This is a genomic window from Thiocystis violascens DSM 198 (assembly GCF_000227745.2).
Taxonomy (GTDB): domain Bacteria; phylum Pseudomonadota; class Gammaproteobacteria; order Chromatiales; family Chromatiaceae; genus Chromatium; species Chromatium violascens.
Genome location: NC_018012.1, coordinates 3,925,462 through 3,938,291, shown reverse-complemented (window position 1 = coordinate 3,938,291; position 12,830 = coordinate 3,925,462). Strand labels below are relative to the sequence as shown.

General features: G+C 62.6%; 16 protein-coding genes, 1 tRNA gene and 1 pseudogene. 8 read left to right on the top strand and 10 right to left on the bottom strand.

Annotated features, from left to right (window positions below; genetic code table 11):
- Positions 1 to 50: 50 nt before the first annotated feature.
- From THIVI_RS17495 to THIVI_RS17480, 4 genes are all read left to right on the top strand, one after another.
- Complete coding sequence (locus THIVI_RS17495) at positions 51 to 524, top strand: hypothetical protein (RefSeq protein ID WP_041447074.1); 474 nt, start codon at positions 51 to 53, stop codon at positions 522 to 524.
- On the top strand, positions 521 to 838 hold the full coding sequence (locus THIVI_RS17490; protein ID WP_041447073.1) for a hypothetical protein: 318 nt from the start codon (positions 521 to 523) through the stop codon (positions 836 to 838). The genes THIVI_RS17495 and THIVI_RS17490 overlap by 4 nt, the downstream gene beginning before the upstream one ends.
- 391 nt (positions 839 to 1,229) lie before the next feature.
- Positions 1,230 to 1,667, top strand: coding sequence for a transposase family protein (locus tag THIVI_RS24850; protein ID WP_245537303.1), 438 nt, complete (start codon positions 1,230 to 1,232; stop codon positions 1,665 to 1,667).
- A gap of 19 nt (positions 1,668 to 1,686) precedes the next feature.
- Positions 1,687 to 2,262 carry a potassium-transporting ATPase subunit KdpA gene (locus THIVI_RS17480; protein WP_083845778.1) on the top strand — a complete coding sequence of 192 codons (576 nt, stop codon included), beginning with the start codon at positions 1,687 to 1,689 and terminating at the stop codon, positions 2,260 to 2,262.
- Positions 2,263 to 2,666: 404 nt separating this feature from the next.
- Here the strand turns inward: THIVI_RS17480 and dbpA are convergent, their stop codons facing one another.
- The 7 genes and pseudogenes from dbpA to THIVI_RS17440 form a co-directional block, all read right to left on the bottom strand.
- A complete protein-coding gene (dbpA, locus tag THIVI_RS17475) occupies positions 2,667 to 4,052 on the bottom strand; it encodes an ATP-dependent RNA helicase DbpA (RefSeq protein ID WP_014779859.1) in 1,386 nt (461 codons plus the stop codon).
- Entirely contained in the window at positions 4,049 to 4,555 is a 507-nt protein-coding gene (locus THIVI_RS17470; RefSeq protein WP_014779858.1) for a YehS family protein, read from the bottom strand. Before THIVI_RS17470 ends, dbpA begins: the two co-directional genes overlap by 4 nt.
- Before the next feature lie 158 nt (positions 4,556 to 4,713).
- Positions 4,714 to 5,917: pseudogene (locus THIVI_RS17465) on the bottom strand (IS3 family transposase).
- Positions 5,918 to 6,100: 183 nt separating this feature from the next.
- A tRNA-Gln gene (locus THIVI_RS17455) sits at positions 6,101 to 6,174 on the bottom strand.
- Positions 6,175 to 6,260: 86 nt separating this feature from the next.
- Positions 6,261 to 6,650 carry a 30S ribosomal protein S9 gene (gene rpsI / locus THIVI_RS17450; protein WP_014779856.1) on the bottom strand — a complete coding sequence of 130 codons (390 nt, stop codon included), beginning with the start codon at positions 6,648 to 6,650 and terminating at the stop codon, positions 6,261 to 6,263.
- Positions 6,651 to 6,661: 11 nt separating this feature from the next.
- Positions 6,662 to 7,099: a 50S ribosomal protein L13 gene (gene rplM, locus THIVI_RS17445; protein ID WP_014779855.1), complete on the bottom strand. Its 438-nt coding sequence runs from the start codon at positions 7,097 to 7,099 to the stop codon at positions 6,662 to 6,664.
- A 164-nt stretch (positions 7,100 to 7,263) separates the two neighbouring features.
- Positions 7,264 to 7,578 carry a (2Fe-2S) ferredoxin domain-containing protein gene (locus THIVI_RS17440; RefSeq protein ID WP_014779854.1) on the bottom strand — a complete coding sequence of 105 codons (315 nt, stop codon included), beginning with the start codon at positions 7,576 to 7,578 and terminating at the stop codon, positions 7,264 to 7,266.
- Here THIVI_RS17440 and THIVI_RS25150 point away from each other — a divergent pair.
- The 3 genes from THIVI_RS25150 to coq7 all read left to right on the top strand — a co-directional run bounded on the left by THIVI_RS25150 (position 7,507) and on the right by coq7 (position 9,642).
- Positions 7,507 to 7,710, top strand: a complete 204-nt coding sequence (locus tag THIVI_RS25150; protein ID WP_169315555.1) for a hypothetical protein — start codon at positions 7,507 to 7,509, stop codon at positions 7,708 to 7,710. The two genes, THIVI_RS17440 and THIVI_RS25150, sit on opposite strands and share 72 nt — an antisense overlap.
- 4 nt (positions 7,711 to 7,714) lie before the next feature.
- Positions 7,715 to 8,917 (top strand): (Fe-S)-binding protein, encoded by a 1,203-nt coding sequence (locus THIVI_RS17435; protein WP_014779853.1) that lies wholly within the window; start codon positions 7,715 to 7,717, stop codon positions 8,915 to 8,917.
- A gap of 65 nt (positions 8,918 to 8,982) precedes the next feature.
- Complete coding sequence (coq7, locus tag THIVI_RS17430; protein ID WP_014779852.1) at positions 8,983 to 9,642, top strand: 2-polyprenyl-3-methyl-6-methoxy-1,4-benzoquinone monooxygenase; 660 nt, start codon at positions 8,983 to 8,985, stop codon at positions 9,640 to 9,642.
- Between the two features lie 139 nt (positions 9,643 to 9,781).
- Here coq7 and speD read toward each other — a convergent pair whose 3' ends face one another.
- Together speD and THIVI_RS17420 are read right to left on the bottom strand one after the other, a co-directional pair.
- The gene (gene speD, locus THIVI_RS17425) at positions 9,782 to 10,603 is read right to left on the bottom strand and encodes an adenosylmethionine decarboxylase (protein WP_014779851.1); all 822 of its coding nucleotides are present in this window, start codon (positions 10,601 to 10,603) and stop codon (positions 9,782 to 9,784) included.
- 170 nt (positions 10,604 to 10,773) lie between these two features.
- The gene (locus tag THIVI_RS17420) at positions 10,774 to 11,190 is read right to left on the bottom strand and encodes an OsmC family protein (protein ID WP_014779850.1); all 417 of its coding nucleotides are present in this window, start codon (positions 11,188 to 11,190) and stop codon (positions 10,774 to 10,776) included.
- Positions 11,191 to 11,335: 145 nt separating this feature from the next.
- Between THIVI_RS17420 and crp the strand changes: the two genes are divergently transcribed.
- Positions 11,336 to 11,992 carry a cAMP-activated global transcriptional regulator CRP gene (gene crp / locus THIVI_RS17415; protein ID WP_014779849.1) on the top strand — a complete coding sequence of 219 codons (657 nt, stop codon included), beginning with the start codon at positions 11,336 to 11,338 and terminating at the stop codon, positions 11,990 to 11,992.
- Between the two features lie 21 nt (positions 11,993 to 12,013).
- Here crp and trpC read toward each other — a convergent pair whose 3' ends face one another.
- Positions 12,014 to 12,820, bottom strand: coding sequence for an indole-3-glycerol phosphate synthase TrpC (trpC, locus tag THIVI_RS17410; protein WP_014779848.1), 807 nt, complete (start codon positions 12,818 to 12,820; stop codon positions 12,014 to 12,016).
- Positions 12,821 to 12,830: the final 10 nt, after the last annotated feature.

The following is a 12,830-nucleotide window of genomic DNA, read 5'->3' as shown; positions in this document are numbered from 1 at the left end:
CAGCGCACCTACCGACTCGGATCGTCGATCCCGAGGGGACGGCAGGCGCGGTGCTGGACGACGATGCCGACCTCTACGGACGTGCCGAGCGCGCCCTGTTCGCCGCGATGCGGTGCGGCTTGGCGCCCTGCGCGCTGAAGTCCGAGTTCATGGAGCGCTTCGGTCTGACGGCCCGCCAGTTCAACGCTCTCGCGATCAACCTCAAAGGCAAGATCGCGTCCATCAAGGAACGTCGCGACGGGCTAATCGCCGAGGCCAAGGCGCGGATCAAAAAGGCGCAACAGGTGGTCGCCAAGCTTGACAAGGCGCTCGCCAAACCGATTGAGGCCGTCGAGCGTCAACGCCTGCTCAACAAGCGCGTCTTGCCCAGCTTGAGGCAGATCGCGACGCCGGCACCGTGCGGCTGTGCTTCGGCGGTCGCAAGCGCTTTCGCGCGCAGTTCGATCTGGAGTCGAACGGCGACGACGCCCTTGAGGACTGGCGCGCGGACTGGCAACGCGCTCGGTCCAGTCAGTTCTTCGTGATCGGCTCCAAGGACGAGACCGGCGGCTGCCAGGGCTGTGTGGCCGAGTACCTGGGCGGTCAGCGGTTCGCCCTGCGGCTGCGGTTGCCCCCTGCGCTCTGCCAATCCGGCGAGAAGTACCAGCGTCTGGAGATCGCTCTGCCCTACGGCACGGATCAACTGGTCGCGGCACTCACCCTGGAACAGGCCGTCAGCTATCGCTTTCAGCGCGACGCCAGGGGTTGGCGGGTGTTCGTCACCACGCAGGCGTTGCCGTTCGCGCAAGCGACCGGCGGCTCGGCGTCATTGGGGGCGATCTCAACGCCGAACACCTAGCGGTGTGCGAAAGCGATCACTTCGGCAATCCGATTGCAGCGCTGACGATCCCGCTCGTTAGAGGCCAAGGAGGCACGATAACCCCTTTCGGCGAGACTTTAGCGCCTAACGCCAGCGCGGTTAACGCCGCCGTTGAGGTTGGTCGGACTGCGGCCCACGCGCGGTGCCACCACGACAGGCGCGGCCACTGCTGGTGCGACCACGACTGGGCGCACGACGCAGCCCTTCGGGACGCCCACGGTCTTGCAGTAGACGACCGCACTGGCGGGAACGGCAGTGCATGCGAGGCCCACGGCAAAGACGGTCACGAGGATGGATCGAGTCATGGTTCACTCCGACAGGCGGTTGGGTTGGTGGATCTGCTTGGTTCGTTCAGGCGGCAATCCTGGAATTGGAGACGATTGCCGTAGAACTTGCAAGCCGTCTTGTGCCTTGTGCAGGGCGAGCGCGCTTAAACATTCCGTTTTTCGGGTCGTTGACGGATGCTCGCGAGAAACGACGGCTGGAGTTTCTCATGTCAGCGAGCATTCTTGAGCATTTCACGTCCTTGGAAGACCCTCGGATCGAGCGTCACAAGCGGCATGCCCTGGCCGATCTTGTGCTGTTGACGATCTGCGCGGTCGTCAGCGGGGTGGACGGCCGGGAGGTGCTCGAGGATTTCGGCCGCGAAAAGCTGGATTGGTTGCGTCAGTTGGCGCCGTTTGAAAATGGCGTGCCCTCCGATGACTGCCTTGCCAATGTGATCGCGCGTCTCTCCCCGAAGGGATTTCAGGCGTGTTTGTTGAGTTGGACCCAGTCGGTCGCCGCTGCAAGGCTGGCTGCCACTTAACCCGGACGGGATCCCGGGCATGGACTGGGATCTGGCGTTGCACACCACGGCCGCCTTCATCACCAATACCAACCAGCAGCATTACGCGGGTCAAGCGCAGCTGTCCTATTTCGCGCAGCTCTTCGCCGTCGTCGCCATGCAGGCGATTACGCCGGCGTCGGGTATCGCGGCGCTGGTTGCCATCCTGCGGACGCTGCTCGGGCCGGAGGGTGCGCAGGGGAGAACGGCATCGGGCGAGGTCGCGGTCGGACACTTCCATGTCGATCTGGTGCGCACCATCGTTCGCCTGCTCATGCCACTGTCCTGCGTGACGGCGCTGCTGCTTGCCTGGCAGGGTGTCCCGAGCACCTTCGAGGGGGCACGGGTGGTCCAGCCCTTGGACAAAGGCACCGTCGCCGAGCAGCGCATCCCGGTCGGTCCGGTGGCGCCGATGGTCGCGATCAAGCAGCTCGGGACCAACGGCGGCGGCTGGTACGGCGCCAACAGCGCGGTGCCGATGGAGAACCTCACGCCTGTTTCCAACCTCGTCGAGACGGTGGCGATCCTGCTCATCCCGGTCGCACTGCTGGTCATGGCAGCCGATCTGACGGGGTAGCGACGCCTGGTGCTGTCTATCTTCGCGGTCATGCTGCTGCTCTCTGCGTCTTTGGGGTCTGAGGCGCAGTGGAACCGAAAACCGGTTTAAGCCAATGTGTGTGTACGTGGTTCGAGGTTCTGGGCTGGTCAACTTGGATAGCCACGACAAGCGCATGCCCGTCAGGCCGCAGGCATCTCCAGCCGGCCCGTCGATGTCCTGTGCGAGCGAATGGATCTGCTGCGCCGCGAGCGGGTCGTGCGGCCCGGCGACACCTGTCTTCAAGATCTGGTCCGCGGGGCGCCGCGCAAGCGCCTTGGCCGGAGGGCTCGAAGGGCGGATGATCGCTGAGGAAGCCAGATCCATTCGCTCGCACAGGACATCGACGACGATGGCCCGCACCCGATCACCGAGGGAGAGCATGATTAGTCGATCAGCCTGACACGAAACGCGCGTCCCTTCAGCTTGCCGACGGACAGCTTCTTCAACGCCGCCCCCACGCGCTCTCGGCTGACCGCCACATAGGCCCACTGGTCGGCGATCTGGATCTTTCCCACTTGGTCACCGCGCAGACCACCCGGCCCCGTCAACGCGCCCAGGATATCTCCCGGACGAATCTTTTGCTTCTTGCCGCCATCGATCTGAAGGGTGGCCATCGGCGGCACCATCGGGCGGTGTTCCAGTAAGTTGAGTGATGGCAATAACTTGCTGTCCAGGATGGGATCCACCGTGGTGTCCAATGCGGCGACGCGATGCGCCTCTCCTTCATCGTAAAGAGAAAAGGCCACCCCCTTGCTACCGGCACGCCCGGTGCGACCAACGCGATGGACATGCCCCTCCGCCTCCAGGGCAATCCGGTAGTTGATCACCGCATCGAGTGCGTCGATGTCCAAACCACGGGCCGCCACATCGGTGGCCACCAGCACCGAGATGCTTTTATTGGAGAACCGCGCCAGAACCTCATCCCGCTCCCGTTGCTCCAGGTCACCGTGCAGCGCGAGGACGCTAAAACCACTGTCTCGCAACCCCCGAGCCACTTGTCGCGTATCGACCTTGGTATTGCAAAACACCAGGGTCGACACCGGTTGGTACTGCAACAGCAAGAGGCACAGCGCTCGCTGCCGCTGGTGATCGTCGGTCACGCGATAGAAATGCTGTGCGATACTGCGATGGTCGTGGGTGGACGCCACTTGGGCCATGATCGGTTCAGTCATGATGCGCCGAGCGATGTCCTGGATCCGACTGGGGTAGGTGGCGCTAAACAGTAGTGTTTGGCGTCGCGTCGGTATCTGGTCGATGATCGCCTCCAGCGACTTTTCGAAGCCCATCTCAAGCATCCGATCCGCCTCGTCGAGCACCAGCATCGTCACCTCATCCAACCGCAGCGTGCCCCGCTCCAGGTGGTCCACGATGCGGCCCGGGGTTCCCACCACGATATGGGCGCCGTGTTCCAGTGAGCCGATCTGAGGGCCAACGGCGACCCCGCCGCAGAGTGTCAGCACCTTGATGTTGTGCCTCCTGCGCCCCAAGGCGCGGATCTCCTGGGCCACCTGATCGGCGAGTTCACGGGTGGGACAGAGGACGAGAGACTGGATCCGAAAGCGTCCGACATCGAGCCGCTCCAGGAGACCGAGCCCAAACGCGGCGGTCTTCCCCGAACCGGTCTTGCCTTGTGCGATGACATCCCTCCCCGCCAGGATATCCGGACAACTCAGGGCCTGGATGGGGGTCATGGTGTGATAGCCGAGCGAGGACAGATTCTCCAGCAGATCCGGGCTGAGGTTGAGCGAGGTGAAGGACGTCTTGGTCAAGAGGGGTGTCCCGCCGTGGCGCTGGAGTCGTCCGGTGGCGTGCGACCGTCGCGGTACTCCACCTGCAGGCCGCTGAGAAAGTTTCGCAGAATTTGATCTTTACATTGGCGGTAGTGTTTATGGCCCGGCTTGCGAAAGAACGCACTCAACTCATGCTTGCTGATGTGAACATCGCTGGCGGCCAAGAGACGCAGGATATCGTCCGCCTTCAGATCCAACGCGATCTTGAGTTTCCTAAAGATGATGTTGTTGTTCAAGGATGGCTCCGGCTCCGGCGGCTCGCTGGCTTTCGTGCCCCGCCGATCATTGATCAAGCCGTTGAGGAAGATCGCCAATTGGTGATCGCTACAGGCCTCGAACTCCGGATCATCGTCTCTCTTCAACCAATGGCTGACTTGCGGGCGGGTCACCCGACTGTCCGCCGCGGCAAACACCGCAATCATCTTGAGATCATCGAAATCGAATGTGTATCGAAGACGGCGCAGGACATCGTTGTTGGTCATACAGGGGCTCAATGGCTAAATCAATCAGGTAATCCCCCGGCTCCACCGGGGAGACAGGGGTGCGACCAGAACGGATGCAGGGGGCTAAACTTGAGTTTTCCCCTTTCTGTGCGCCGAGGTGAGGTTCCCTCGGTTTTTCGTCTTCCAAGGGAGCGTGCTCATGCTACCCGTTTTTCTCTCTGCTGAGCGTTGAGCCAGTCTTTCAGAAACTGGACCGGCGAGTGGTCACCGAGGGTCGAGTGCCGCCGCTTGCGATTGTAAAACACCTCAATGTCCTCGAAAGCCGTGGCCTTCATCGCTTCCCGCGTGGCGAAGTGCTCGCCGAAGACCCGCTCGTTCTTGACGCTGTTGAACCCGCTCTCGGTGGGGGCATTGTCCCAGCAGTTGCCCTTGCGGCGCATTGAACAGACCATCCCGTCTTCGGTCAGCGTGTCCTGGAAACCATGGCTGGCGTACTGGCTGCCCCGGTCGGAGTGATGCCTCAGGCCGGGTGCTGGCTTGCGGCGGAACCCGGCCATGGCGAGCGCATCGGTGACGAGATCGACGGTCATGCGCGGCTTGAGCGACCAACCAACGACTTCGCGGTTGAACAGATCCAGCACGATGGCGAGAGACAGCCAGCCTTCATCGGTCCACAGGTACGTGATGTCGGCGGTCCAGACCTGATTCGGGCCACTCGGGGTGAAATCACGCGCGAGCAGGTTATTGGCGACGGGCAGGGCGTGCTTGGAGTCCGTCGTGGCCTTGTAGCGGCGCTTGTGGCGCGCGCGGATGCCGTGCTCGCGCATCCGTCGCTCCACCCGTTCTTTGCTGGCCGGAAAGCCCCGTGCATGCAGCTCCCGCAGCAGGCGTGGACTGCCGTCGGCGCCCTTGAATTCGGCGTGGATCGCTTGAATCCGGACGAGCATTTGGAGATCCGTGAGCCATCGGCGTTCCGGGGGGCCACCGCGTTTCGAGGCACGATCGCCGCCGAGGCTGACCGCCAGCACCGCACGCATCGCGACCAGGTCGAACGTCGGGCGCTGCGCGTCAATCCAGGCAGACTGAACAGCGCATCCCTCGCAAAGCCTGTCCTGAGCGAAGCCGAAGGGTCTGCCGTCGCTTTTTTAAGCTGTCGACCTCGCGCTTGAGGCGAACGTTCTCCGCACGCAGCCGCGATCGTTCCATTTCCTCCGGCGTCCCCTTCCGGGCGCCAGGGCCATCGAGCTGGCCCGCATCGGATGCCTTGACCCCGTGGCGTCACGTCTGCTCGACCAGCCCCATCTCCTTGGCCACGGAACCCGCGGTCTTGCCAGCCTTGACGCGCTTGACCGCCTGTTCCTTAAACGCGGCGGTGTACTCCTGCTTCGGGATCTTCTGCATCATCGTCTCCAGTGTGAACGTTAGTTTACGTCACCCTTGGAAGACGAAATTCCGGGGGAACCTCACTCCTGTCGATCATCCCCAGAACCGTGCCCGACTGGAACAATCAGGACGTGCCTCCGCCCGGTATACGCCCGGAACCAAAAAAAGGCCTAGCCTCGCGGCTAAGCCCTTTATTTTGTTTGGCTGGGGGACAAGGATTCGAACCTTGGTTAGCGGAGTCAGAGTCCGCTGTCCTACCACTAGACGATCCCCCAAGTAGGCGGTGCGTCTCGCGATGCGGGGTGAGTCTGGCCTCATGCTTAATGGATAGAGCTAGAGGCGAAACCCGATTTGCCGTCGCTTAACGCTTGGAGAACTGAGGACGCTTACGGGCCTTGTGCAGGCCGACTTTCTTACGCTCGACTTCGCGGGCATCGCGGGTCAGGAAGCCGGCGCGACGCATGGGCGAGCGGAGCGTTTCGTCGTATTCGACCAGTGCACGGGCGATGCCGTGACGAATGGCGCCGGCCTGTCCGGTATTGCCGCCGCCAGTGACGGTCACCTTGATGTCCACGCGGTCGACGAGGCCGGCCGTAACGAGCGGCTGACGAACGACCATGCGGGCCGTCTCACGACCGAAAAACTGATCGAGCGGACGGTTGTTGACCGTGATGGCGCCAGAACCGACCGACAGGAAAACCCGTGCGGCGGAGGTCTTGCGGCGACCGATTGCGTGTTGCGTCTCCGACATGCGTCTGATTCCTAAACGTTGAGATCGAGAACCTGGGGCTGCTGCGCCTGATGGCCATGCTCGGGACCGGCGTAGACACGCAGCTTCCGGAACATGGCGCGACCGAGCGGGCCACGCGGCAACATGCCCTTGACGGCCAACTGAATGGCGCGCTCGGGAGTTTTCTCAAGCAATTTTGCGAGATTCATGGACTTGAGGTTACCGACATAGCCGGTATGGCGATAGTACATCTTGTCCTGGAGCTTGTTTCCAGTCACGCGGATCTTCTCGGCGTTGACGACCACCAGATAATCGCCCGTGTCGACATGGGGCGTGTATTGCGGTTTGTGTTTTCCGCGCAGGCGCAGAGCCAGTTCGCTTGCCAGCCGCCCGAGGGTTTTGCCATCGGCGTCAACCAAGTACCAGGCGCGGCGAACCTCGGCGGGTTTGGCGCTAACAGTCGTCGTCATGATCCTTCGCTCCGGGATGGCCGCGCGGCGGATTCGCGCGCCGGCCTGAATATCGATTTCTGTGTCGAGAAAGATCGCGCATGTTACGTGATCGGTCTTTCCGGCGCAAGTGCCGCGCGGGCAAAATCCGCGTCGCGCTTGCCCGATCCCAGGGCAAATCCGCCTTAACCGGGCAGCCTGAGATGCTCGACAATCCGGCCGTGCGTCAGATGCTCCCGCAGGATTTCTTCCAGATCCTCGGTGTCGGCATAGGTGTACCAGATCGACTCCGGGTAGACCACGATGACCGGTCCCTCGCGACAGCGGTCGAGGCAACCGGCCGTGTTGATCCGCACGCCCCCCACGCCCGCGAGTCCAAGCTCCTTGACGCGGCGCTTGAGGTAGTCGCGCATGGTCGACGCATCGCATTGACCACAGCATTGACGGCCGGCTTCGCGCTGGTTCGTGCAGAAAAAGACATGGTAACGGTAGTACGCCATCTTCAATGTCCTGAATTGCGCCTTGCAGACAAGGATAAGGTTAACATGACGCTCGCTCAATGGCCGGGCGCGGCGGAGAACCGCGAGCCGTCCAGCCCCAGCCACCCCGTCATTTTCGCCAGCCGTGCCTGAAATTTTGAAGACGAACCCATCCTCGCAAGAACTGCTTCGGCTCGCGGACCAGTGCGTCAAGTGCGGTCTGTGCCTGCCGAGTTGCCCGACCTATGCCGTAGCGCGCAACGAGGCCGATTCGCCGCGCGGGCGAATCTCGCTGATCCAGGGCTGGCTGTCGGGGGATCTGGCGTTGACGGACACCCTGGCCGGTCATCTGGATGGCTGTCTGACCTGTCGCGCCTGCGAGACGGCCTGCCCTTCGCTGGTCGCCTACGGACGCCTGGCCGATGGCGCCAAGGCGCTCAGGGTCGAGGCCTTGCCCGCGCGGCGGAGCGTATTGCGGCGCGGCTGGTTGGCCGGTCTATCGGATGCGCGCATCGCCGGGGCGTTGGGACGCTTGGCCAGGATCTACCGTCGGAGCGGATTGGCGCGTTTGGCCGAACTCGCTTCGTTGGCCCGACTCCGGTGGCTAAGACCCTATCATCGTCTCGCCAGCGCCATGGGTTTGACGGCGCGGCGGATCATGCCGCTGGATCCGCCCGCCGCCGATTTGGATCTGTTCATCGGCTGCATGGGCTCCAGCGCGCAGGGTACGGCGATCGAGGCCGCGCTCAAGGTGTGCGAACGGCTTGGGCTGCGGGTGCGGATGCCGTCCGAGCCGGCCTGCTGCGGCGCGCTGTTGCGGCATAACGGCTACCCCGCCGAGGCCGACGCACGCCGGGCGAACTGCGCGCGAATTCATGCCGGCCGCGTGCTGGTCGGACTCGCCAGCGCCTGCATCGCGGAACTGCGCGAAGACCCCACACTGCGCGACACTTGGGAACTCTGCGAGTTTCTGGATCGGGCCGCCTGGCCGGAGACGCTCGCGCTCCATCCGCTGCCCCGGCGCGTGCTGGTCCACGAACCCTGCTCGCATCGCAACCTGCTCGGCGGCAATGCGGCGGTCTATCGCCTGCTGGCCCGCATCCCGGAGCTGGAGATCGCGCCCCTGCCCGGCAACGATCGCTGCTGCGGGGCGGCGGGAACCTATCTGCTCCAGCAGCCCGTCATGGCGGACGCGCTCCTGCGCGAAAAGCTGGCGCCGCTGTCCGACTTGAAGCCGGAGATCATCGCCACCACCAATCCGGGTTGCGCGCTCCATCTGGCCGCCGGGATCCGCGAGGCCGGGCTGGCCATCGAGGTTTGTCATCCCGTGGAGTTGATCGCGAGGCAGATGGACGGTTGAAACCCGACGGCCAGCCGCTCAGAATCCGGCTCATCAAGTCATCAGACGGACATTTCCTTCACTCAATGAACCGCCCAAGCCCGAACGCCCGCCAATATTCTCCTCTCGATCACGTCCTGATCAACGCGGACCGTGCGCTTCGCACCCTGTTCGGCCGCCCCCAGACCACGGAACGGCGCAACCCGGCGACCGGTCTCCAGGAGGTGGAACTGCGGGACGATCAACGCAGGCATGTGGCGCGCCTGATGCGCGTCAACCACACCGGCGAGGTTTGCGCCCAGGCCCTGTATCAGGGGCAGGCGCTCACGGCCCGGTTGTCCGAGACGCGCCAACGCATGGAGCGCTCGGCGCAGGAGGAAAACGATCATCTCGCCTGGTGCGAACAGCGGCTGGAGGAACTCGGCGACCGCAAAAGCCTGTTGAATCCGCTCTGGTACGCCGGATCCTTCGCGATGGGCGCCGCCGCGGGTCTGGCCGGCGACAAGTGGAGCCTGGGGTTCGTGGTCGAGACCGAGCGCCAGGTCGAAAATCATCTGGACGAGCATCTGGAACAGATCCCCGTGCAGGACGAGAAAAGCCGGATCATCCTGGAACAAATGAAGGCCGACGAGGTGCGGCACGCGCAGATCGCCAAGGCGACCGGCGGCGTCGATCTGCCCGCGCCGATCCGGGCGGCGATGAAACTGACCGCGCGCGTCATGACCCGCACGGTTTACTGGCTATAGGTGATTTCCGTCTCACAACGGTATTGCGCCTGGGATCGCCGAGTTGTACTCGGCGCCTTGCTCCAGTTTGACGGCCGAAGAGCCGAGCGCAACTCGGCGATCCCAGGTTTCATGACACCGCCCCGCCCGCCGGCGCGGATCAGCTCATGAATTCCAGATTACGTCCCAGATTGCGTCCGTTGAAAATCTCGCTCAGTTCGCGCCGCAGCAGTTTCTGGATGCGCTGATGCTCCTGCGGTGACAATTCCTTGGCCTCGACGCAGAACAGATAATCGTCAAGTTTGAAGTGCTTGATGACCATCTTGGTGTGGAAGAGGTTTTCCTGATAGACGTTGACGTCGACCATCTGATAGCGTTTTTTGGTGTTGCTCGACAGATAGTTCTGAATCGAGCTGATGTTGTGGTCGATGAAGTGCTTGCGTCCGGTGACATCGCGGGTGAAGCCGCGCACCCGGTAATCCATGATGACGATGTCCGATTCCAGTGCGTGAATCAGATAATTCAGCGCCCGCAGCGGCGAAATCCGCCCGCAGGTCGAGACATCGATATCGGCGCGAAAGGTGCTGATCCCGGTCTGCGGATTGGTTTCCGGATAGGTGTGGACGGTGATATGGCTCTTGTCCAGATGCGCCACCACGGCGTCCGGCAGCGGCCCCGGCGTGGCCGTGTTGGACAGGTTTTCCGCGACGATGCCTTCCTCGGAGATCAGCATCGTCACCGACGCCCCCTGGGGGTCGTAGTCCTGATGGGCGATATTGAGGATATTCGCGCCGATGATCTCCGCCACGTCGGTCAGAATCGCGGTCAAACGCGCCGCGTTATAGGCCTCGTCGATATAGGCGATGTAGGCTTCGCGCTGCTCGGTCGAATCGGCGTAGCAGACATCGTATATATTGAAGCTGAGCGTCTTGGTCAGGTTGTTGAATCCATGCAAACGCAGCTTCTTCAGAGTGGTGGGCATCGTCGGAAAAACCTCCTTAGGGTTTGAGCGGTCGAAATGGGATCGCGCAAACTACCGATCAGGATCGGTCGATGCAAGTGAATATCGCATGTCGGCGGACTATTTTGTTGGCAAACGAGGCGTTGATAGCGATCGACCGCCAGTTGTCTGGCGCTCTCGCGGTTCGTGGCTCAGGCGTCGCGGATCTCGAAGTCATGGGTAATGGTTGCCGTGGCGCCAAGCATGATGGATGCCGAGCAGTATTTTTCCGCGCTTAAACCAATGGCCTTTTCGACCCGCCTGGGGTCCAGGTCGCGGCCGGTCACGATGAAATGCGCGTGAATGTTCGTAAAGACTTTCGGGTCTGTCGCGGAACGCTCCGCCTCCAGTTCCACCACGCAGTCGGTCACCGCCTGGCGCGCCTTGCGCAGGATCGTCAGGACATCGAACTGAGTACAGCCGCCCATGCCGATGAGCAGCATTTCCATGGGTCTGGCGCCGAGATTGCGTCCGCCCGATTCGGGCGCCCCATCCATGACAATGCCGTGCCCCGAACCCGACTCGCCCAACATGGCGACACCCTCGATCCACTTCACCCGCGCCTTCATACTCCCCCCTAATCGATGCATTCGGTCCGCCGGCCGGACCTTGAAAGACTCCGGTTTTTCAGTGTCGGGAGGCTAGCATAGTTCGACAAGGCTCGTCGGCATGCCTAGAATCGGAAGCAACCCCAGCCCTTGAACAGACCACTCTATGAGCATACTGAAACCGCTGCAGGAACCCCCTCGCTGGCTGGAGCCATTTCTGGCGCAATGCCACACCAAAACCTACGAGAAAAATGTCGATTTCATCCGTCAGGGACAGGCGGCGGAAACCCTGTACTACCTCATCGAGGGTTCGGTCGCGGCCATGATCGACGACGAGGAAGAACGTCGCGAATTATTGCTGGCCTACATCAACAAGGGCGAATTCATCGGCGAGATGGGCTTGTTCGTTCCGCAGAATACCCGGAGCGTGATCATTCGCACCCGCACGAAATGCAAGGTCGCCGAAATTACCTATCAACGTCTTGATCGCTTACTGAGCGACGAGCTCAAGGATGTCGCCAAGGAGTTCCTCTACAGTATCGGCCTGCAACTCTCGCAACGGCTGCGCACGACCAGCCGCAAGGTCGGTCATCTCGCGTTTCTCGATGTCACGGGACGTATCGCCGGAACCCTGCTCGATCTCTGCAAACAACCCGACGCCATGACCCATCCGGACGGCATGCAGATTCGCGTGACCCGCCAGGAACTCGGACGCATCGTCGGCTGTTCGCGCGAGATGGCCGGGCGGGTCATCAAAGCCCTGGAGGAACAAGGATTGGTGAGCGTCAAGGGCAAGACGATCGTGGTCTTCGGAACGCGCTAGGGCGGACCGGCGACACGCGATCTATCCGGCGGGAGTGAAAAACAGCCGCGCCAACTCGGCGCCCGGATCCTCGGCCCGCATGAAGGCTTCGCCGACCAGAAAGGCATTCACCCCTTGCGCGCGCATGCGCGCGACATCGTCGCGGCTCAAAATGCCGCTCTCGGTGACCAGCAGCCGATCGGCGGGGATGGGCCCGAGCAGATCGATGGTTGTCTCCAGGCTTACCTCGAAGGTCCGCAGATTCCGATTGTTGACGCCGATCAGGCGTCCGGGTACCGCCAGCGCGCGTTCCAGTTCCAGCGCGTCATGCACCTCGACCAGCACATCCATGCCGAGCGCCTGCGCGAGCGCGTTCAAGTCGCGCAGACTCGCGTCGTCGAGACAGGCCGCGATCAGCAGGATACAGTCGGCGCCCATCGCGCGGGCCTCGTGGACCTGATAGGGGTCGATGATGAAATCCTTGCGAATCGCCGGCAACGCGCAGGCCGCGCGCGCCTCCTTCAGATACGCATCGCTGCCCTGGAAGAAATCGATATCGGTCAGCACCGAGAGACAGGCCGCGCCGCCGTGGGCATAACTGACCGCGATCTCGGCGGGCCGAAAATCCGCGCGCAGCAGGCCCTTGCTCGGGCTGGCCTTTTTGATCTCGGCGATCACCGCCGGCTGACCGGCGGCGATCTTCGCGTGCAGCGCGTCGGCGAAACCGCGCGCCGGTTCGTCGCCAGCCAGCGCGATAAGTTCGGACAGCGGCAGGCGTTCGGAACGCGCACGCACCTCTTCCGCCTTCCGATGGACGATCTTTTTCAGGATGTCGGGTGTGTCGGCCATGCGCTTGTCC